Source organism: Geomonas limicola (genome assembly GCF_014193675.1).
Lineage (GTDB): Bacteria > Desulfobacterota > Desulfuromonadia > Geobacterales > Geobacteraceae > Geomonas > Geomonas limicola.
Genome location: NZ_BLXZ01000001.1, coordinates 912,931 through 931,772, shown reverse-complemented (window position 1 = coordinate 931,772; position 18,842 = coordinate 912,931). Strand labels below are relative to the sequence as shown.

Below are 18,842 nucleotides of genomic sequence, written 5' to 3'. Positions count from 1 at the left end.
CAACGCCCTTGCTTAAAGTGTTGAAACGGTGACCCTGTAAAGAAACAAAAACTCCCACTATTCCTGATGTTAAGGAAGGTGGGAGTTTTTGTTTTTCTTCGGAAAATATCTTCCCAAGGATTTTGAACTCAGCTTTCAAGGCCTTCGGGCTACGCCAATGGTGGGTATCCGGTGTCACTTGCCTGCCCGGATTATCTCCCGGCAAAAGCCTTCCCCGCCATTTGGACAGTCTTTCTGTGCCTTCTTCAGGATCTTCCTCCAACGCTCTTCCGGCACGGTTTCACTCCAAATTCTCTTATACACAAAAGCCCTGAAGTCTTTGCTTTTTTCACTGTATTTAAGCATTTGTGGAAGTTTAGGCCACTGCTCAGCCCAAAGTATTGATATGGCCTCGTCAAATCCCTCTGCAATCCCGCCGTCATCGCAATGGCCGAACTCGGTGAATGCACGGTGGACGTTCTTCCACGAGTCAAGGTAAGCAGTTACCGAGTCTGCCGCATACGCCTCAAACTTTGTGCACTCCTTCGCCAAGGCCACTGATGGCAACGCAGCAGCTACCAAAGCCAACACTACGACTGCTATCACTATCACTCGCATTCCGTCCCCCTGGCTCCTGACTACGCTTCTGGGCTGTAGTAGATGATATCTTCCACACTGCAAGGCCCCTTGGCCAACCCCATCCGTATCGCCGGTGTTTTTCCGTCATCTCCTTTCTTGATGAAGTTGTAGTAAACCCTGTAGATTTCGAGCGTTTTTGCAGCCATGGCGGGGTCGTAGGCGCTGTAACCGTACCATTTGCGGCCACTGACGGACGAAGAGGTAATCGGACGCTCCAGCATCGAGGTCTTGCGACGCGTCTGCATGAAGAACCGATCAATGGGGTGCAGGGTCGCCTTCAGCAGCAGATTGGCCAGATGCTCGTCCTCGTAATCGAACCAGTCCTTCTTGAGGCTGGTCAGGTAGCAGACACGCTTTTCAGGCTCGGCCATGTTCGGGAAGGGGTACTCCAACCAGCGATCGCCCCACTTGCCCTTCGCGCTCCACAAGGTGTGCATCTTGTCCTTGAGGTACTGTCTTCGCTGCTCCTGCAGGTAGAGGTCCTCGTAACCGCATTCGGCTACGTACTCATTGAGTCTGCGCTGGCTCTCGCCCACGAGAGCAAGGGCGCGCTCCTTCGTCACGCCCTTGCTAATGCTGACGTAGAACGCGTCACAGTCCTTGGCGAGGACCTGATCGGCGAAGGCCGACAAGCAAGCTGCCCGTATGCCCGACTCCTGGTCAAGGAAGAACCTCACCTTGCCCACTCCAGCCAAAAGGTTTTTGAGGTACAGGAAATGTGCGTAGAGCGTGTATTCTGCGTGCACCAGCAGGCCGCGTCCGGGTGGCTGCCACTCGCTCCTCGGCGAGTCTGGCTGCTCAATGTCGCCCCGGGCGACCGCAGCGGCGTAGACGGTTTCTATCCAGTCATCAAGGCTAGTCATCCCTTTGGTGCTGGGGATATCCCCTTTTGCCACCGTTACTGCCTTCTCGTACTCCTCTGGGAGCCACAGTCGCGCAAACCTCCTGAAAGGCGGCTGCTTTTCGTGATCCGCGCATTCGATGGCGGCAAGCGCAATCTCGTCCTTAGATAGCGTATCGTCGTAGTTCACGTGCAGCGCCAGCACATACCCTGTCTTTAGGTCGGCACTCCCCACGGCCTGGATGGTGATGTTGCGTTTATCCGCACGGTTAGACCAGTTGATGATGTGGTCCATACGGTCAACGCAGATGTACATGCGATCGAGGGTCATCGAGGGGAGTCGGCGCTCCCTGTTGGAGGCGAACAGAAGACACTGGCGGTGGATGAAGTCGATCTTGCGGTACACCGTCTTCGGGGAGACACGTGAGAACTCTGCGACGCAACTCAGAGGCATTTTTTGAGTCAGTGCCCTGAAGATCTCTGAGTTCAGGTGACTCTTCCGTTGCCGCAAGGTCGGGGCCCCGCGAAGGGTAAGCGTCTTTTTGCACGCTTTGCAACGGTACCTGGGTGTGCCGGCTTTCGTTTTTGTGTGAGACCAGTACCGACTTGGCGCAGCTGTCGGCGGCACCCCGACGTTGGGACATCCCTCTGTTCGGCAAGACGGTTGAGGCGACGGAACAAGCGGCGCCATGAGCCTGTTCAGCTCTTCAGCAATGCCTACGTTCGATTTGACAGGGATATGCTCGCCGCAAGAAAGGCAAACAATGGCCGGGGGAGTTCCCGTCAGCTTATAACGGTCGTTACCGGGCTTGACGTACTTCCCACGTGACTGTGGCTTTTCACTAGCTGGGACGCCAAAGTTGGGGCAAGTCGGGTTTTTGCAAAAGTTGACCTGGATGGACCCGCAGGCAGGAGGAATGCGAGTGATTTGGGCAGGTTGTTGAGCTTCAGTCATAAAAATANCAATGGCCGGGGGAGTTCCCGTCAGCTTATAACGGTCGTTACCGGGCTTGACGTACTTCCCACGTGACTGTGGCTTTTCACTAGCTGGGACGCCAAAGTTGGGGCAAGTCGGGTTTTTGCAAAAGTTGACCTGGATGGACCCGCAGGCAGGAGGAATGCGAGTGATTTGGGCAGGTTGTTGAGCTTCAGTCATAAAAATACTCCCCCTAACCCGAAGATTAGAGGGAGTATACCTTACGTTACGAGTTTTTCAACACTTTAAGTAAGGGCGTTGGGTTTGGGCGCCCCTTTTTTATATCCATCTGACAGGTACGGGAATCACGTATTTCTCCCAGGCGGGTGGCCTCGCCTACTTCTTCCCGACCGAGAAGGCCTGCCCCAGGTACTCGCCGACGCCGTAGTAGCCGCGGTGGGCGGTGTCGAAGAGCATCGGCTTCAACTTGAGGATGTCGGGAAGCCCGTCGGCGGCGAGCACCGAGGCGTCGGCCTTGACGTCGACGATCTCCCCCACGAACTGGGTGTGCAGCCCGAGCTCGAAGCTGTGCACCAGCCGGCACTCGAGCACGAAGGGGATCTCGGCCGCGTAGGGGGCGTCGACCAGCTCGCTCTTGACCGGGGTGAGGCCGGTGGCGGCGAACTTGTCCTGGTCGCGCCCGGAGACGATCCCCACGTAGTCCGCGGCCTGCATCTGCGCCTCGCCGGGGATGTTGATGGTGAAGGCCTGGCGCTCCATGATGGCGGCATAGGAATAGGTGGCCTTGCGCAGCGACACCGCGACGCTGGGGGGCTGCGAGTTGCAGATGCCACCCCAGGCGGCGTTCATCAGGTTCGGCTTGCCGTTCGCGTCGTAGGTGCCGACCAAAAGGACCGGCGTGGGAAAGAGCAGGGTCTTCGCCCCGAGGGACTGTTTCATCGTGTTCTCCTTCACGTTAATAAATGATGCGTTCTTCTTGCGTCGCCGTCAGGGGAGCCTGACCACCACGCGGCCGCGCACCGCCCCCTTGAGGATCGCCTGGATCTCGCGCTCCAGGTCGTTCAGGTCGACCTCGCTGGTCAGCTCTTCCAGTTTGGGCGGTTTCCACTCCCCGGCCAGTTTGCCCCAGACCTCGCGGCGCAGCGGCGCCGGGCACTGCACCGAGTCGATCCCGAGCAGGCTCACCCCCCGCAGGATGAACGGGTAGACGTTGAGGGGCAGCTCGGGCGCGGCTACCATTCCGCAGCAGGTGACGCAGCCGCCGTAGCGGGTCGCCTTCAGTGCGGCGGCAAGGGTCGGGCCACCGGCCACGTCCACCACCCCGGCCCAGCGCTCCTTGAGGAGCGGCCGCTCGCCCCCCGCGGTCACCTGCTCACGCGGGAGCACCTCGGTGGCACCCAGGTCGTAGAGGAAGGACTCCTCGGCGGTCTTGCCGGTGGCCGCCACCACCCGGTAGCCGGCGCGCGCCAGGATGGAGACCGCAACGCTCCCCACCCCGCCGGTCGCCCCGGTGACCAGGACGTCACCCTGGTCGGGCCTCACTCCCGCCTGGACCAGCTTCAGGACCGAGAGCGCCGCGGTGAAGCCGGCGGTTCCCAGCACCATGCTCTCGCGCAGGGTGAGCCCCTCGGGGAGCGGCACCGCCCAGGCCGAGGGGATGCGGATGTACTGGGCGTAGCCGCCGTCGGTCTCCATCCCCAGGTCATAGCCGGTGACGATCACCGGCGCTCCCGGAGCGAAACTCCCGTCGCTTGCGGAAACCACCTCCCCGGCTGCGTCGATGCCCGGGGTGTGCGGAAACCCGCGGGTGACACCGGGGTGCCCGGTTGCCGAGAGGGCATCCTTGTAGTTGAGCGAGGAATAGCGCACCCGCACCAGGAGCTCCCCCGGGGGGAGGTCGTCGATGGCGCGCTCCTTGATGCTGCGCTGGAACGTCTGATCCTGGTTCTTCTCCACTACCAACGCTTGGAATCTCGTGTCCATGTGCGGTCCCTCCTGGTCAGGTTGTGGCGCGCAAGGGGGCGGTCAGCCCCGGTCGGAGAGCAGGGTCCCGGCCTGGGCGATGTCGTCGCGCTCCAGTTCATTGATGATCACGTAGGTCGCCTGCCGGGGCGCCCCGGCGATCTCCACGATGGCGTCGGTCATCCTCTGGGAGAGGAGCGCCTTCTGGTCCTTGGTGAGCTTGCTGGCGATATCGATGCGGATAAACGGCATGGTCTTCTCCTGGCGAAAAGCGCGCGCTCCGAACAGGCGGAGGCGGGGAAAAGGCTACGGGGGCACCCGGGGCTTTGGGGACGAGCTACGGCGTCCTGGGCCTGGTCCCTGGCGGCGAGCCTGACGGCTGACCTGCTGCCCGAGCGAAAAGAGCCGGGAGTACCGGCTCTGGTGGAGTTACAGGGAGTGTGGCGGAAGGGTGGGCGCGACTGGAGCGTGGCCTCACTATTCCTGCAACGGCTCGGGCTATTAGACCGAACCTGTTGCGCTTGTCAAGAGGCTTTTTAGCATGGTGGCTGGGGTGGGGAGTTACACGGCCTGGTGTTCGCCCTGGCGGGCCCGCAACTGGGCCAGGTGCTGCATCCCCAGTTGCTGCAACTTGGGGTCGTCGGAGCTGCACAGCTTGCCGACCAGTTCCTCCCACTCGTAGCTGACGAAGGAGTGTTCAGGGACCTTGAGCGCGTTGAACAGCAGGGTCTGCAGGTACTCCCCCTCGCCGGGATCGTCGAAGTGGATCCCCATGCTGAGCGAACCGTCGGCCTCGCGGTGGCAGTGGACGCACCTGCCGTTGAACCATCTCTGGTTGACCGGCAACTGCACCCGAATCGTAGCGCTTTCGACAGGAATCTCGCGGGGATGCGCCGGGGCCGGGATCACCACCGTGATCCCCTGGGCAGAGTAGTTGACGGCGTAGCTCCCCTCCAGGGCACTACCCTGCCAGGACAGGGTGACTTTGCGGTAGATGCCGGGCAGTTGCTCTGAGCCGTAACGTACGTGGTTTCGGTTGTTCATAAGATCCTCCCTCCGTGGGGCTCTCTCAAAAGGGGACGCCGGGTTCCGAGTAAGTACCGGCGCTCTCTGAATCTGTAAAAATTGGCTATTGTTAATGGTGGTCGGTCGCAGAATCAGACCTCATCTCGCCTGGAAAAGACTCTATCACGCCAATGTTACAACTCTGTGAAGATTGACCCCAAAAATCCTGATAACTTCTAACTGTGGGCCAGGTACAGTTGCGGTAGATCGGGTAACTGAATAAGAGAGGTTGTGAAGGCGGCTAAGGCGGGGTGGGATGGGGGAGTAAGGAGCGGGGTGAAACGCCCCCCGCTGGCAGGCGGTGCGCTTCACCCCGGTGGCGCTTACCAGGTGATGCTCCTGATGGTCTTGGCCACCTCGTCGGCCAGGTTCTTGGGGAGCGGCGTGTAGTAGAGCGTCGAGGTCATCTTCTCCGCTTTTTTCAGCTCCCAGTTCAAAAACTCCACCAGCTTTTTCCCTTTTGCGGCGTCCTTTTGGTGCTGGTACACCAGGAGCCAGGTGAGCCCGACGACGGGATAGACGTCCTTGCCCGCCTGGTTTACCAGCGAGACCCGGTGGTCGCCCCGGATCTTCTTCAGGTGCGCGGCCGCGGCCCGGGTGGAGAGCATGGTCGGTTTGACGAAGGTGCCGCTGCGGTTTTTCAGCGCCGCGGTGGGGAGCTCGTTTTCCACAGCGTAGGCGATCTCCAGGTAGCCGATGCTGTAGGGGGTCGCCCTGATCTGTTGAGCCACCTCGCCGCTACCCTTGGCGCCGACTCCCACCGGCCAGGAGATGCTGGTGCCGCTTCCCAGGGTTGCCCCCCACAGCTCGTTCACCCGGCTCAGATAGTCGGTGAAGATGCTCGTCGTGCCGCTGGCGTCCAAGCGGTGCACCACCACGATCGGCTGGTCGGGGAGGGCGAGCTCCGGGTTGTCGCGCAAAAGGCGCGGGTCGTTCCAGCTGCTGATGGTCCCCATGAAGATGGCCCCCAGGGTGTCCGGGGTGAGTTTGAGGGTGCGGGTCACTCCCGGCAGCTGGTAGGAAACCGCCACCGCGCCGAGGACGGTCGGGATGTGCAGGAGTGTTCCCGGGGCCTTTTTCAGCTCTGCGTCGCTGAGGTATTTGTCGCTCGCGCCGAAATCGACCGTGCCGGCGAGGATCTCCCTGATCCCGCCGCCGCTGCCGATCGCCTGGTAGCTGAAGCTCACACCCGGGTCGAGCGAGGCGTAGTCCTTGAACCACTTCTGGTACAGGGGGTAGGGGAAGGTTGCTCCGGCCCCGGTGAGGGTTACCTCGGCGCGCGCCTGGCAGATGCCGGCGGCCACGAGAATGAGGGCGACGATGACGATGCGGGCGAATCTTGCAGCTGAAAACATGGGATCTCCTTACCGGTTGCTGTCCTTGGCCGAAACGTGTCCGGCACGTGAGGGCATGGTAGCGGGGCTTTGTTACGATCCGGTAACGGGTGGCTGAAGGTTTCCTGAAGAGCCGGGGCGGCGGCCCGGGTGCGTCGCGCCGGTCGCGGCAAGTTCGGCCACTTTTTACCTCGCTGTAACGATTTCTTCACAAAACAGTTGTATGAAGGGCTGCGAGGCTAAATTCACAAGCTGAGGGACCCATGCAAACGGTATTGATAGTAGAGGACGAACAGGATCTGGCCGAGCTGCTCGCCTTTCACCTGGAGAAGGAGGGTTACCGCACCGAGGTTGCCTGCGACGGCATCAAGGGACTGGAGGCGGCGCGCAGCATCCTGCCGGACCTGATCCTGCTCGACCTGATGCTCCCGGGGCTTTTGGGGACCGAGGTCTGCAAGCTCCTGAAGAAGAGCGAAGCGACCCAGCGCATCCCGGTCATCATGCTGACTGCCAAGGGGGAGGAGATCGACAAGGTGGTGGGGTTCGAGGTGGGAGCCGAGGATTACGTGGTGAAGCCGTTTTCCACCCGGGAGCTCCTCTTGCGGGTGAAGGCGGTGCTGCGCCGCAGTGCCGGGGAGCCGAGCGAGGGGCCGGTGATCACGGTGGGGCCGCTGAGCATCGACACCGAGCGCCACCAGGTGACCATCAACGGCGTCGAGATCGGTTTCACCACCACCGAGTTCAAACTGCTGCACACCCTGGTCAAGCGCCTGGGACGGGTGCAAAGCCGGGACGTCTTGTTGCGGGATGTCTGGGGTTACAACTTCGTCGAGGACACCCGCACCGTGGACACCCACGTAACAAGACTGCGCACCAAGATGGGTGAGGCCGGCGAGTTAATCAAGACAGTGCGCGGCTTCGGCTACAAGATGGAGACTGACCAGCGCTGACTCTCAGAGAGTCTGTTGTTGAATAAGCAACCATTCATGTCATACTGGAGCCTGACGCACAAAGGCCCCTGAGTTCGCACTGACTCAGAGGCCTCTGTTTGCCGATCAAAGACAAGGTTTCCGGAGGGTGACGTGGGTATTGGAATGGTATGGGGAGTTCTGAGGCAGGCTGCCACGCGTATCCCGTGGTCCAAGGTGGTGCAAAACGCCCCGCTCGTGGTCGACGTGCTGGACCGGGTCAAGCTGAGGACCCGCGCCGGCGAGGCCGCCCAGAAATCCCTCGACGATCAGTTGCACGCGCTCGCCGAGGAGAACGCCCGCCTCTCGGCCGACCTCCTGCGCACCACCTTGCAACTCAAGCAGCTCACCGCCCGGGTCTCGCTCATTGCCAAGATCTCCGGATTTGCCATCGTCTTTGCGGGCGCCGCCCTGGTGCTCGCCCTGGTCCGGTAGCGCTCCCACCGATTCAACCTACAGCTTGAAATTCCCCACCGCCTTTTGCAGGTCCTCGGCCAAAAACGACAGCTTCGTCGCCGCCTGGGCCGAGGCCTGCGCACCGCGTGCCGTCTCCTGGACCACCTCCGTCATCTGGTGGATGTTGCTGCTGATCTCCGACGTGGTCGCCGTCTGCTGCTCGGCTGCCGTGGCGATCTGCTGCAACTGTCCGGTCACCGTGGCGATCTGCGCCACGATATGTCCCAGCGCATCGCCGGAGCGCCCGGTCTCCTCGGTCCCCTGGGCGACCTGCGCCACCCCCTCCTCCATCGCCGCCACCGCCTGCTGGGTCTCCTGCTGAATGGCGTGGATCATGCCGCCGATCTCCCGGGTGGCCCGGCTGGTGCGCTCGGCCAAGGCCCGCACCTCGTCGGCCACCACGGCAAAACCGCGACCCTGGTCGCCGGCACGTGCCGCCTCGATGGCCGCGTTCAGGGCCAAAAGGTTGGTCTGGTCGGCGATATCCTCGATGGTGCTGATGATCTCCCCGATCTGTTCCGAGCGCGCCCCCAGGCTCGAGACGGTGCGCGCGGTCTCCTTGACCCGCTCGGCGATCTGGTCCATGGTCGCCACCGCCTTCTCCACCACGGCGGCACCGGCCAGGGCCGCGTCGTTGGCCTTGCTCCCCTCCTCGGCGGCCCTCAGGCAGTTGCGGGCGATATCGGCTGCGGTCGCGGCCATCTCCTCGCCGGCCGTGGCGACGGTCGCCGCCTGTGCGGCCACCTCCTCGGTCCCCTGCGCCATCTGGCCCGCGGTCTGATGCAGGAGGGTGGCTGACGAGGCGACCTGTTCGGTATCGACCGCGACCTTCCCGACGATGCGCTGCAGCTTGCCGACGAAGTCGTTGAAGGTGCAGGAGATGGCACCGATCTCGTCCTGGTTCACGCAGGCAAGCCGGCGGGTCAGGTCACCTTCCCCTTCGGCGATGTCCTTGAGGGCGCCCAGGATGGAGGCGGCCGGGCGCACGATCATGCGCCGCAAGGCCACCAGCATGAGTGCTACGCAGAACGCGGTGAGTACCAGGGTGAGGGCGGCAGCGGTCAGTATCTGGGCGCGGATCTTCTGCTGGATGGGAGCGAGGTCGGCAATGAGCTCGAAGGCACCGTGCTGCTCCCCCACGCGCCACCCCTCCATCCGGACACCGATGGGATCCAGGCCGTCCCTGTTGCGGCTGTCCGTCACCCCGCCGTGACAGAGCATGCAGTCCTTGGTGAGCTTGATGGGGCGCATGTAGCGCAGGACGTTCTTGGCCTTGTCCTCGAACACCAGTTCAGCGAGGTTCCCGGCCTCCATCTTCTTGAGCATGGCGAGTTCCACCGCATCCGGCTCGTTTTCCGGGTTGCGCGCCTGGACCTTGGGGACCCGGAACCGGAAACCGGATTCGCGCGCCTTCTCGGACCCGATGGTGAGCGCCGCCATGATCGGGATGCTGCGGTAGTAGCTGGTCTCCCGCACCGCTTTCAGCTTGTCGCTCTCGCTTGCCACCCGGCTGGCGAGATCGCTGATCATCTGCTCGTCGTTGAACATGGCCCGGCCGCGCAACCCCGCCACGTACTCGCGGGTGCTCTCCGCCTGCATGACCGCGGTGCGCGCCCGGTCCACCAGGGCCTGGTACTGGACCTCCCTGGCGTCGCGGGCGGTCAGGGTCAGGTTCACGGCCAACAGCAACAGGATACTCAGTACGACACAGAGGGTGATCTTGGTTCCCAGCTTCCAGTCGGCAATTTTCATGGTGTCTCCTTGTGGTGCGCCAATCGTAAGAGCTGCGCACAAGGAAACCTATCGGTTCTTACAAAAGCTTGCTTGATACCATGGATGTCTGAATCTGCGGTAGGAATCGGGGTGGGATATTCTCGGGGAAACCGTCGCTTCCGCCTCCGGTAATGGTGCTGGAGGTCAGCTCAGGGAGACCAGGCCGCTGCGGATCGCGTACTTGGTGAGTTCGGCCAGGTTGGCGAGGTTCAGCTTCTTCATCAGGTTGTGCCGGTAGGTCTCCACCGTCTTGGTCCCGATGTTGAGGGCGAAGGCGATCTCCTTGATGCACTTCCCCTCGGCCAGCGCCACCAGCACCTGCTGTTCGCGCCGCGACAGCGCAGGGGGGGCGGGGGTGTCGACCAACGGGATCAGCACGCCGTACAAAGAAGGGCTCAGGTAGCGCTTGTTGGCCGCGGCGGCCCGGATGGCACCGACCAGTTCGGCACACGCCGCGCTTTTCAGTACGAACCCCTTGGCGCCGGCGCGCAGCGCCTCGGCGACGTAGTGCTTGTCGTCGTGCATGCTGAGAATGATGACGGAAACCCCGGAGGACGATTGGCTCACCCGGCGGGTCACCTCGAGACCGTTCATCCCCTCCATGGTGATATCCACCACCAGCACCCGGGGGCGCAGGGTGCGTACCAGGTCGATGGCCTCGGCGCCGTTGTCCGCCTCGGCAACCACGCGGATGTCGCTCTCCGAGGCGAGCAGCGCTTTGAGCCCTTCGCGCAGAATCAGGTGGTCGTCGGCAATGATGATCTCAATACTCATGGTACCCCCCAGGGCATTCCCGTTTCTTCGGCTCCGGTCGGCAGCGACAGCTCGATGCGGCACCCTTTGCCGGGAGCGGCCTGAATCGCGAGCTCTCCCCCCATAAGCACCAGGCGCTGCCTCACGCTGCTCAGGCCGAAACCCATGCTGCTGCGACCGCTGTCAAAACCGATGCCGTCATCGGTTACCGTCAGGCGCACCCGGTCCTCCTGCGGCTCCAGTTCGACCGTCACCCGTGCGGCCCGGGCGTGCTTCACCACGTTGATGAGCAGCTCGCGGGCGATCTGGTACAGGACGATCTTCAACTCCTCACCGAGGTTCGGCTCGTCGCGGGCCCCCAAGAGCTCGAAGGCGAAGCCGTGCTCCCGGGCGAGCCGGCTCCCCAGCCCGTCCAGGGTGGCCTGCAGTCCCAGTTCGTAGAGGATCGGCGGGCTCAGCTCGAAACTTAGGTCCCTGAGGTCCGCCATGGAGTCCTGGAGGATCTGGAGCAACTCGGCGAGGGCCGGGCTCTCGGGGAGCTGCCTTTTTTGCAGGGCGAGGTCGAGCTTGATCTTGCCACAGGCGAGGCGCTGCACCACCTGGTCGTGCAACTGGCGGGCGATCTGGCGCCGGGCGCGCTCGTCGCACAGGTTCAATTCCGCCGCGAGACTGGCAAGCTGACGGCGCGAGGCGGCCAGCCTGGACTCGGTGAGCTGGCGCTCGGTAAGCTGGCGCAGCATGTCCTCTTCCAGGGCTCGCTGGCGGGCCACCAGCTCCTGGTTGCGGGCAAAGACGCGCTCCTGACTTCGTTCCAGGGCCTCCAGGAGCAGCTGCTGTTCGAGCATCACCTGCTCGCGCAGTTCGTCGGTGGGAAGCGGTTCGTGGTCGGTTGGTGGCAGGGCGGGACCTTGTTTGGACATCGAGCGTCGAGCATCCTTTGTCGCTGTACACCGTGCCTGGAGTGGCTGGTGATAACAGCTGAATTAAAAAAAACATCGTAAACCTGCCGGCAGCTGGCCGGGTGTGTGGGGGGCACTTACTGCCCGACTTCCGGTGTAGCCAGTCTCGGTACCAGTCCTTGATGATAATATTTCCTGTCTAAATATGTCGGAAAGGAACTCTATGTCAAGAGGCTAATGTCTGAAATTGTCAAGGCCAGATATTGTTTACGGATTTCCCAGTACACTCATTATCTGGTGGGAACATTATAACAGGCAAGGTTAAATTTTGGTGGTAGACTTACTCTGGTACGCTCTGTGTTTGCATGTAAGACATACATCTACAGCCCATTGCCAGTAACACGGAGGTTCTTGTAAGGTTCGTCATTCTTAATGTCATTTGCCTTAAAGTTTATGCTGCGACCGTCGAAGAGTGTACGGTGGGAGCACATCGAGGAGAAACCCGATGAATGACGAACGCAAGTACGAATTCTCCTGGGACCTCTTGGGAGACCTGGAACTGGGGCGCCCCAACCTGGGGCCGCAGACCCGCCTGGAGGTGTACCGGTTGATGCAGTTCTGCTTCCGGGATGTGCTGGAGCGGACCTACGGCTCGGATGAGGCGGACCGGCTCTTTTACGAGGCGGGGTATCTGGCCGGCCGGCACTTCTACGCGAACCTGATGGGGCCGGTGCAGGACCAGAACCAGTTCGTAGCCAAGCTGCAGTACCTCTTGAAGGAACTCAAGATGGGGATCCTGCGCATCGAGGAGATGGATATCGCGCAAGGGCGGCTGGTGGTCACGGTGTCGGAGGACCTGGACTGCTCGGGCCTTCCGATGCGGGATCACGAGTTCTGTACCTACGACGAGGGGTTCATCGCGGCCCTCATGGAGAGTTTCACTGAGCGCAAGTTCGTGGTGAAGGAAGTCGACTGCTGGTGCACCGGGGACAGGACCTGCCGCTTCTCCGCGCAGGTCGCCCCCTAGGAGCGGTCATGGACGAGCGGACCCGGCTTTTGTTGGTGGCCTTTGCCGAGGGGCGGATTCCCACTCTGATTCCGGACGATTGCCAGTACGCGGCCGAGTTGCGCGCCCTCTCGGGCCACCTGACCGGCTGCTACCAGTTCGCCATGGACATTGCCCGGGGCGACTTCTCCAACAACCACGGCCAGCTGAAGGGGATGCTGGCCGGCAGCCTCAAGGCCCTGAACGCCAACCTGCGCCACCTCACCTGGCAGACCAAGCAGATAGCGCAAGGGGATCTAAGCCAGCGCATCGACTTCTTCGGGGAGTTCTCCAGCTCCTTCAACAGCATGGTGGAGAGCCTCCAGGAGGCCTGCGCCGCGCTGGTGCACCTGAGTACCCACGACAGCCTGACCGGGCTCTACAACCGCTCCTACTTCGATACCGAACTCGCCCGGGTGGCGGCCGGACGCTGTTTCCCGGCCGGGATCATCGTGGCGGACCTCAACGGCCTCAAAGAGGTGAACGACCGCTACGGACACCCGGTCGGCGACCGCTTGATCCAGCGCGGTGCCGAGGTCCTCAAGGGGGCCTTTCGCGAGGCCGACGTGGTGGCGCGCATCGGCGGCGACGAGTTCGCGGTGATCATGCCGGGGGCCGGGGAGGAGGCGCTCGCCGCGTCCCTGGAGCGCATCCGCGACTTCATCGGCCGGGACAACCGGCGCCGCGGCCGCAAGGAGGCGCCGGTACTCTCCGTCGCCCTTGGGCATGCGGTGGCCCACAACCGCCACGAACTCAAAGGGACGCTCTGCCTCGCGGACCAGCGCATGTACGGCGACAAGCGGGCCCAGAAGCAGGCGCTGCTTTCGGCCGCCGTGCCTGACCCCATTCCCGCCGCTGATCCCATCCCCGCCCCCCCCCCTTTAGCCAGCTCCCAGCCCCGGCGTCCCCGTTCCCCGGGTAAGAGAGCATAATCTGGACTGCGGTTGTTCCAATTTTGCACAGCTCACCCGGAGGGGGACCGCTCTATTCTCGTGAAATAAGCGGGTTAGCGCTGGCACGAACTTGGCTGTGAGGTGTTTCGATGCCGCGCACCCGCCGGTTCACCGGCCACCCATCGCGCGCGGCGGGAGGACACCATGCACGTCTACCACCTCACCGAGCTCAAGGAGATCTCTCCGCCGGCCCTTACCCAGCTCTATTACGGGCGATACCTGGCAACCGTGCAGCCCGACGGCACCGTTATGTGCGACAACCACCAGTACGCCATTGACGGCTGCGAGCCCCCCGAACCCGGGGACCGGGTGATGATCTGGTGCAGCCACGACTACTACTGCTGTCCGACCCAGGAGTTCGAGGAACTCAAGCGCCACTGAGATGGTGCGGCTTGGCCCTTCAGGGGCCGTGCCGGACGACAGCTTCGGGCAGAGAACAGGCCGCCAGGCGGGATTACCGCGCCTGGCGGCCGCATCGTTTTTAGACGGATGATTCCCCATTTCCTCCCCATTTTTTCCTCATTGTTCCCGTAGAGTTGGTTGCATCGCAGGAACCAACTCTACCCAAGGAGACAAAAATGAAAGGTTCACTCAGAGCACTGGTTGTGGCTGCCGGGCTGGCATCGGTCACCGCACTGGGCAATGTGGCCCTGGCCGAACAAACCGGCGCGGCACCGGGCGCCGCCGGGGAGTACGGGCACGGCTGCCCGAAGGGGAAAGAGGCGCGGCACGGCAAGCACTTCCTGAAGCGCCTGGCGGACAAGCTGGGGATGTCCCCCGCCCAGAGAACGCAGGCGAAAGAGGTCCTGGATGCAAGCCGCAGCCAGGCGAAGCCGCTTATGGCAAGCCTCAAGCAGGAGAGACACCAGCTGCGCGACCTGATCCATTCCGGCACGGCCGATGAGGCGGCGGTTCGGGCCCAGTCCGCCAAGGTTGCCGCCCTGCAGTCCGATCTCGCGGTGCAGCGCGCCCAGACGGTCAGGAAGCTGATGGCGCTACTTACCCCGGAACAGCAGGTGAAGCTCAAGGAGCTCAAGGCAAAGTGGGGCGCCAAACACCGGGACCACGGTATGGAGCAGGAGTAACCGGTCGGCGCAAAGGACAGGGGGAGGTAAACCTTCCTCCCCCTGGTGCGTTATTACGCCAGGACCCAATTCCCCTTGCGCCGGACCGGCGGGGGGCAGGGCCGGCCGTTTCCCCTTGCAGGGCGTGCCGGGAAGTGGTACAAAATGTCTGCAGTCAAAAGGTTTGTGGAAACAATAGCTTAACTTAATAATTGGAGGTGTGGCGACCATGCGGTTCGGTTACAAGATCCTGCCATTTTCCTTGCTCTTGGCCCTCGGGGGGTGCGTTACGGTCCCCGGCGGCCCGAGCGTCAACGTGCTGCCGGCCCCCGGCAAATCCTTCGAGACCTTCCAGAGAGAGGACGCCACCTGCCGCCAGTGGGCGGAGCGACAGCTCGGCGCACCGAGCCAGGAGGCCCTGGACCAGAAGGTCGCCGCCGGTGCCGTCGCGGGTACCGCGGTTGGCGCCGGCGTCGGTGCGGCCCTGGGTTCGGCCTCCGGGCACGCCGGAACCGGTGCCCTGATCGGTGCCGCCAGCGGCCTGTTGCTGGGAACCGCGGTGGGGTCCGAGTCGGGACAGGTCTACGGCAGGGAGGCGCAGCGCCGCTACGACAACAGTTACCTGCAGTGCATGTACTCCTACGGTAACCAGATACCCGGCCGCAGCAGGCCCGCCGTCACCCATACCGTTGCCGCAGCGCCGCCACCGCCGCCACCGGCCCCGGTCGTGGTCGCTCCCGCACCGCCCCCGCCGCCGGTCGAGATAATCCAGGCGCCACCGCCCGAACCCGAGGTGTACCCGGCACCGGCCGAGGTCTACGTGAACGAGGCGCCGCAGTTCATCTACTCGCCCCCCCTGGGGATGTACGTGGCGGTGGGCGTTCCCTACGATCTCATGTACAACGGCAGCGAGTTCTTCTACTTCTACGCCGGCCGCTGGTACCACGGCCCCTACTATAACGGTCCCTGGATGCCGCTGCAGCGCAGGAGCTACCCTTCGGTCTTCGTGCGCTACCGCATCGACAGCATCCGGCACTACCGCGACGTGGAGTATCGTCGCTACGACCGTGACCGGGGGCACTACAACGGCCGCATGCACCGCCCGGCCTACCGCGAGCGGGTCATCATCGAACGCCGCTAGGTCTAAAGGTGTCCAACAAAAAAAGCCTCCCTGATTTCAGGGGGGCTTTTTTATTGTCATTTTACCGGGGGGAAGCAGCCATCTGCTTTAAGGTGGCGCCTTCCCGCGCACCCTGGCCCGCTCCCGCAAGGGGAGAGGTGGCCAGCTAGGACGGCTTTGCCAGATACTTGGGGAGGCTGGAGTGCAGGGGGCGAGGTCACGACGCCACGGACGGGGGAGTGAAGAATCAGCTTGACGCCCTAGGTGAAATTAGTATTATCTAATGGTGCTTTTCCGGCCCCCCCCTCGAATCGCGCCAGGGCCGCCCAAAAGGCAGTAACGACCCGAGGAGGTGCCCCGTGGAATTCAAACTGACCAGCCCCGCCTTCAACAGCGGAACCCAGATCCCCTCCAAATACACCTGCGATGGCGACAACATAAACCCGTACCTGGTGATCCACGGCGTTCCCAAGGGGACCAGGTCGCTCGCCCTGCTCCTGGAAGATCTGGACGTTTTGCCGCTGAGATCGGTGCACTGGGTGGTCTGGAACATCAACCCCGAGCTGGGCGAGATCAAGGAACACTCGGCACCGCACGGCGCGCAGCAGGGGGTGAATGTGCAGCGCAAACACGGCTATCTCGGTCCCTGCCCCCAGGACCCCGCTCCGCACCGCTACCTGTTCAGGCTCTACGCCCTGGACTGCAAGCTCGACCTCGCACCGACTGCAGGGCGCAGCGAGTTGGAGGAGGCGATGGCAAGCCACGTCATGGCCACGACCGAGTTGATCGGAACCTACGCCCGGACCAACCTGGCCCCTATCTAGCCGGGCTGTCGAGGAGGCTCACATGAACAGGAGAGAATTCTTGAAACAGAGCTCGCTGGTGGCAGGTGCGGTACTGGCACAGCAGTTGGTGGATCTCGATCGACTGGCGGGCGCGGCCCCGGCAGAAAAGCGCGGCGAGATGCTCTACCGCCCCCTGGGGAGCACCGGCGAAAAGCTGTCCGTACTGGGCCTTGGTGGTGCCCACATCGGTCGGCAGCCCGACGAAAAAGAGTCCATCGCCCTCGTGAAAGGGGCCATCGACCGCGGCATCACCTTCCTGGACAACTCGTGGGACTACAACGGCGGCGAGAGCGAGAAGCGCATGGGGAAGGCGCTTGAGGGCGGCTACCGCGACAAGGTCTTCCTGATGACCAAGTTTGACGGGCGGACCCGCAACGCGGCCCTGAAGCAGATCGACGAGTCGCTCAAGCGCCTGAAGACCGACCACGTCGACCTCCTTATGTTCCACGAGGTGATCCGCATGAACGACCCGGACCGCTTCTTCGGCCCGGACGGTGCGGTGCAGGCGGCGCTCGAGGCGCAAAAGGCCGGCAAGACCCGCTACCTCGGGTTCACCGGGCACAAGGACCCCGCCATCCACCTGCACATGCTGGACCTGGCCCGGGCCCACAACTTCAAACCCGACGCGGTGCTCATGCCGCTCAACGTGATGGATGCCCATTTCCGCAGCTTTCAGCACCAGGTGCTGCCGCGGCTCATCTCCGAACGGATCGGCGTCCTCTCCATGAAGCCCCTGGGCGACGCCATCATCCTGCAGTCGAAAGCGGTGAGCGCCATCGAATGCCTGCACTACGCCATGACGGTAAACCCGGGGAGCGTGGTGACCGGCATCGACAGCCTGGCGATCCTCGATCGGGCGATCGAGGCGGTGCGCTGTTTCACGCCGCTTACCCGGGAACAGCAGGTGGCGCTTTTGGCGCGTACCGAGCGCTTCGCCCGCTCAGGCGAATACGAGCTTTTCAAGACCACCGGGCACTTTGACTCAACCGCGAAGCACCCGGAATGGATGGGGTAGCCATGATGCGACGCTCAAGTTTCCAGGACAATTTCTGCCTTCATGAAGGTTACGGCCATGCCGGCCATCACTACCCGGTCCCCCTGCACCTCGCAATCGATCCGGCCACCGCGGCGGGAGAGCTGGGCTGCCTTAAGGACCCCCTTTTCCAGCCGTTTGGCCCAGTACGGCGCCAGTGCACAGTGAGCCGATCCGGTAACGGGATCCTCCGGGATCCCCAGCTTCGGAGCGAAGAACCGGCTCACGAAGTCGAGCTCCCTCCCGGGTGCCGTGACGATAACGCCGCGTAGCCCGAGTTCGCCCAGTCGCTCGAAGTTCGGGGTGACGGCACGAACCTCCTCCTCGCTATCAAATACCGCCAGGTAGTCCTCGGCCGCGTACAGCTCCAGCGGTCTTCTCCCCAGGCCCGCAACCAGGGCCTCTGGGAGCGGACAGGGGGTGACCTTTTGGGCCGGAAAGTCCATCCGGTACCCCGCGCCCTCCCGGCTCACCAGCAGCTCGCCGCTCAAGGTCGCAAAACGAAGTGCCGGCTCAGCCGCGCCGGCATGGCGAAAGAGCACGTGCGCGGCGGCAAGCGTCGCGTGGCCGCAGAGCGGCACCTCCGCGACCGGGGTGAACCAGCGCAGCTGGTAGCGCCCGCCGCCCCCTGTCACGAAGGCGGTCTCCGAGAGGTTGTTCTCGGCGGCAATGGCCTGCAAAAGCCCATCTTCGGGCCAGCTCTCCAGAAGGCAGACCGCAGCGGGGTTTCCCTCGAAAACCCGGGTCGCAAAAGCATCCACCTGGTATTGGGTAATTCTCATGGCATCCTCCTTCGTGTCATAAAATTGTGCGCCGTTTCGTGCAGGCGCGTAAACCTTCGGCCGCACCCCCCTGGATGGGTCGCTCTCAGCACTGCTGCACCAGGGAGCTGCGCCAGGTAATCGGGGTGGTCCCCCCGACGCTCTCCCTCAGGCGAAACTCGGCCCGCCCGAGCGCCTCGACCACGGCCTGTTCCCCGGCCGCCAGCCGGAAGGTGCTTCCTTGGTGCACCAGGTAATCCACGCCGTCGCCCCGGGTGAGCCAAAGCGTCCCGGTCCGGCAGGCAATCTCGGTTCCGCAGCTCCCGCCCGAAAGCCGCACCAGTTCTCCTCGTTCCAAGCCGCATTCCATGTCGGCACCTCCTCGCTACGTTGTTGGCTTACTGTAGCGCCGGCG

Annotated in this window: 21 protein-coding genes; 9 read left to right on the top strand and 12 right to left on the bottom strand. The window is 63.0% G+C overall.

Annotation, left to right across the window (positions count from 1 at the left end):
- Positions 1-174: 174 nt before the first annotated feature.
- From H7688_RS03875 to pstS, 7 genes are all read right to left on the bottom strand, one after another.
- Positions 175-597, bottom strand: coding sequence for a hypothetical protein (locus H7688_RS03875; protein ID WP_183359708.1), 423 nt, complete (start codon positions 595-597; stop codon positions 175-177).
- A 20-nt stretch (positions 598-617) separates the two neighbouring features.
- On the bottom strand, positions 618-1,865 hold the full coding sequence (locus H7688_RS03870) for a hypothetical protein (RefSeq protein WP_183359707.1): 1,248 nt from the start codon (positions 1,863-1,865) through the stop codon (positions 618-620).
- A 906-nt stretch (positions 1,866-2,771) separates the two neighbouring features.
- Entirely contained in the window at positions 2,772-3,335 is a 564-nt protein-coding gene (locus tag H7688_RS03865) for a flavin reductase family protein (RefSeq protein ID WP_183359706.1), read from the bottom strand.
- Positions 3,336-3,383: 48 nt separating this feature from the next.
- Positions 3,384-4,379: a YhdH/YhfP family quinone oxidoreductase gene (locus tag H7688_RS03860; protein ID WP_183359705.1), complete on the bottom strand. Its 996-nt coding sequence runs from the start codon at positions 4,377-4,379 to the stop codon at positions 3,384-3,386.
- Positions 4,380-4,421: 42 nt separating this feature from the next.
- Complete coding sequence (locus H7688_RS03855; protein WP_183359704.1) at positions 4,422-4,610, bottom strand: tautomerase family protein; 189 nt, start codon at positions 4,608-4,610, stop codon at positions 4,422-4,424.
- Between the two features lie 309 nt (positions 4,611-4,919).
- Positions 4,920-5,402, bottom strand: a complete 483-nt coding sequence (locus H7688_RS03850) for a PilZ domain-containing protein (RefSeq protein WP_183359703.1) — start codon at positions 5,400-5,402, stop codon at positions 4,920-4,922.
- A gap of 344 nt (positions 5,403-5,746) precedes the next feature.
- Positions 5,747-6,778, bottom strand: a complete 1,032-nt coding sequence (gene pstS / locus H7688_RS03845; RefSeq protein WP_183359702.1) for a phosphate ABC transporter substrate-binding protein PstS — start codon at positions 6,776-6,778, stop codon at positions 5,747-5,749.
- Positions 6,779-7,020: 242 nt separating this feature from the next.
- Between pstS and H7688_RS03840 the strand changes: the two genes are divergently transcribed.
- Positions 7,021-7,707, top strand: a complete 687-nt coding sequence (locus H7688_RS03840) for a response regulator (protein WP_183359701.1) — start codon at positions 7,021-7,023, stop codon at positions 7,705-7,707.
- 132 nt (positions 7,708-7,839) lie between these two features.
- A complete protein-coding gene (locus tag H7688_RS03835) occupies positions 7,840-8,160 on the top strand; it encodes a hypothetical protein (RefSeq protein ID WP_183359700.1) in 321 nt (106 codons plus the stop codon).
- An 18-nt stretch (positions 8,161-8,178) separates the two neighbouring features.
- Here the strand turns inward: H7688_RS03835 and H7688_RS03830 are convergent, their stop codons facing one another.
- The 3 genes from H7688_RS03830 to H7688_RS03820 form a co-directional block, all read right to left on the bottom strand.
- On the bottom strand, positions 8,179-9,933 hold the full coding sequence (locus H7688_RS03830) for a methyl-accepting chemotaxis protein (RefSeq protein WP_246329698.1): 1,755 nt from the start codon (positions 9,931-9,933) through the stop codon (positions 8,179-8,181).
- 165 nt (positions 9,934-10,098) lie between these two features.
- Positions 10,099-10,728 carry a response regulator gene (locus H7688_RS03825; protein ID WP_183359699.1) on the bottom strand — a complete coding sequence of 210 codons (630 nt, stop codon included), beginning with the start codon at positions 10,726-10,728 and terminating at the stop codon, positions 10,099-10,101.
- Positions 10,725-11,627, bottom strand: a complete 903-nt coding sequence (locus tag H7688_RS03820; RefSeq protein WP_183359698.1) for a sensor histidine kinase — start codon at positions 11,625-11,627, stop codon at positions 10,725-10,727. Before H7688_RS03820 ends, H7688_RS03825 begins: the two co-directional genes overlap by 4 nt.
- 484 nt (positions 11,628-12,111) lie before the next feature.
- On the opposite strand from H7688_RS03820, the gene H7688_RS03815 reads away from it, so the two are divergent.
- From H7688_RS03815 to H7688_RS03785, 7 genes are all read left to right on the top strand, one after another.
- Positions 12,112-12,633, top strand: a complete 522-nt coding sequence (locus H7688_RS03815; protein WP_183359697.1) for a V4R domain-containing protein — start codon at positions 12,112-12,114, stop codon at positions 12,631-12,633.
- 8 nt (positions 12,634-12,641) lie between these two features.
- Entirely contained in the window at positions 12,642-13,583 is a 942-nt protein-coding gene (locus tag H7688_RS03810; RefSeq protein WP_183359696.1) for a sensor domain-containing diguanylate cyclase, read from the top strand.
- A 165-nt stretch (positions 13,584-13,748) separates the two neighbouring features.
- A complete protein-coding gene (locus tag H7688_RS03805) occupies positions 13,749-13,985 on the top strand; it encodes a hypothetical protein (RefSeq protein WP_183359695.1) in 237 nt (78 codons plus the stop codon).
- Between the two features lie 197 nt (positions 13,986-14,182).
- Complete coding sequence (locus H7688_RS03800) at positions 14,183-14,689, top strand: Spy/CpxP family protein refolding chaperone (protein ID WP_183359694.1); 507 nt, start codon at positions 14,183-14,185, stop codon at positions 14,687-14,689.
- Between the two features lie 208 nt (positions 14,690-14,897).
- The gene (locus tag H7688_RS03795) at positions 14,898-15,809 is read left to right on the top strand and encodes a glycine zipper family protein (protein ID WP_183359693.1); all 912 of its coding nucleotides are present in this window, start codon (positions 14,898-14,900) and stop codon (positions 15,807-15,809) included.
- A gap of 338 nt (positions 15,810-16,147) precedes the next feature.
- A complete protein-coding gene (locus tag H7688_RS03790; RefSeq protein ID WP_183359692.1) occupies positions 16,148-16,612 on the top strand; it encodes a YbhB/YbcL family Raf kinase inhibitor-like protein in 465 nt (154 codons plus the stop codon).
- Between the two features lie 22 nt (positions 16,613-16,634).
- A complete protein-coding gene (locus H7688_RS03785; RefSeq protein WP_183359691.1) occupies positions 16,635-17,648 on the top strand; it encodes an aldo/keto reductase in 1,014 nt (337 codons plus the stop codon).
- 14 nt (positions 17,649-17,662) lie between these two features.
- On the opposite strand, the gene H7688_RS03780 is transcribed toward H7688_RS03785, so the two are convergent.
- Together H7688_RS03780 and H7688_RS03775 are read right to left on the bottom strand one after the other, a co-directional pair.
- Positions 17,663-18,448, bottom strand: coding sequence for a PhzF family phenazine biosynthesis protein (locus tag H7688_RS03780; RefSeq protein ID WP_183359690.1), 786 nt, complete (start codon positions 18,446-18,448; stop codon positions 17,663-17,665).
- A gap of 85 nt (positions 18,449-18,533) precedes the next feature.
- Entirely contained in the window at positions 18,534-18,797 is a 264-nt protein-coding gene (locus tag H7688_RS03775) for a DUF2917 domain-containing protein (RefSeq protein WP_183359689.1), read from the bottom strand.
- Positions 18,798-18,842: the final 45 nt, after the last annotated feature.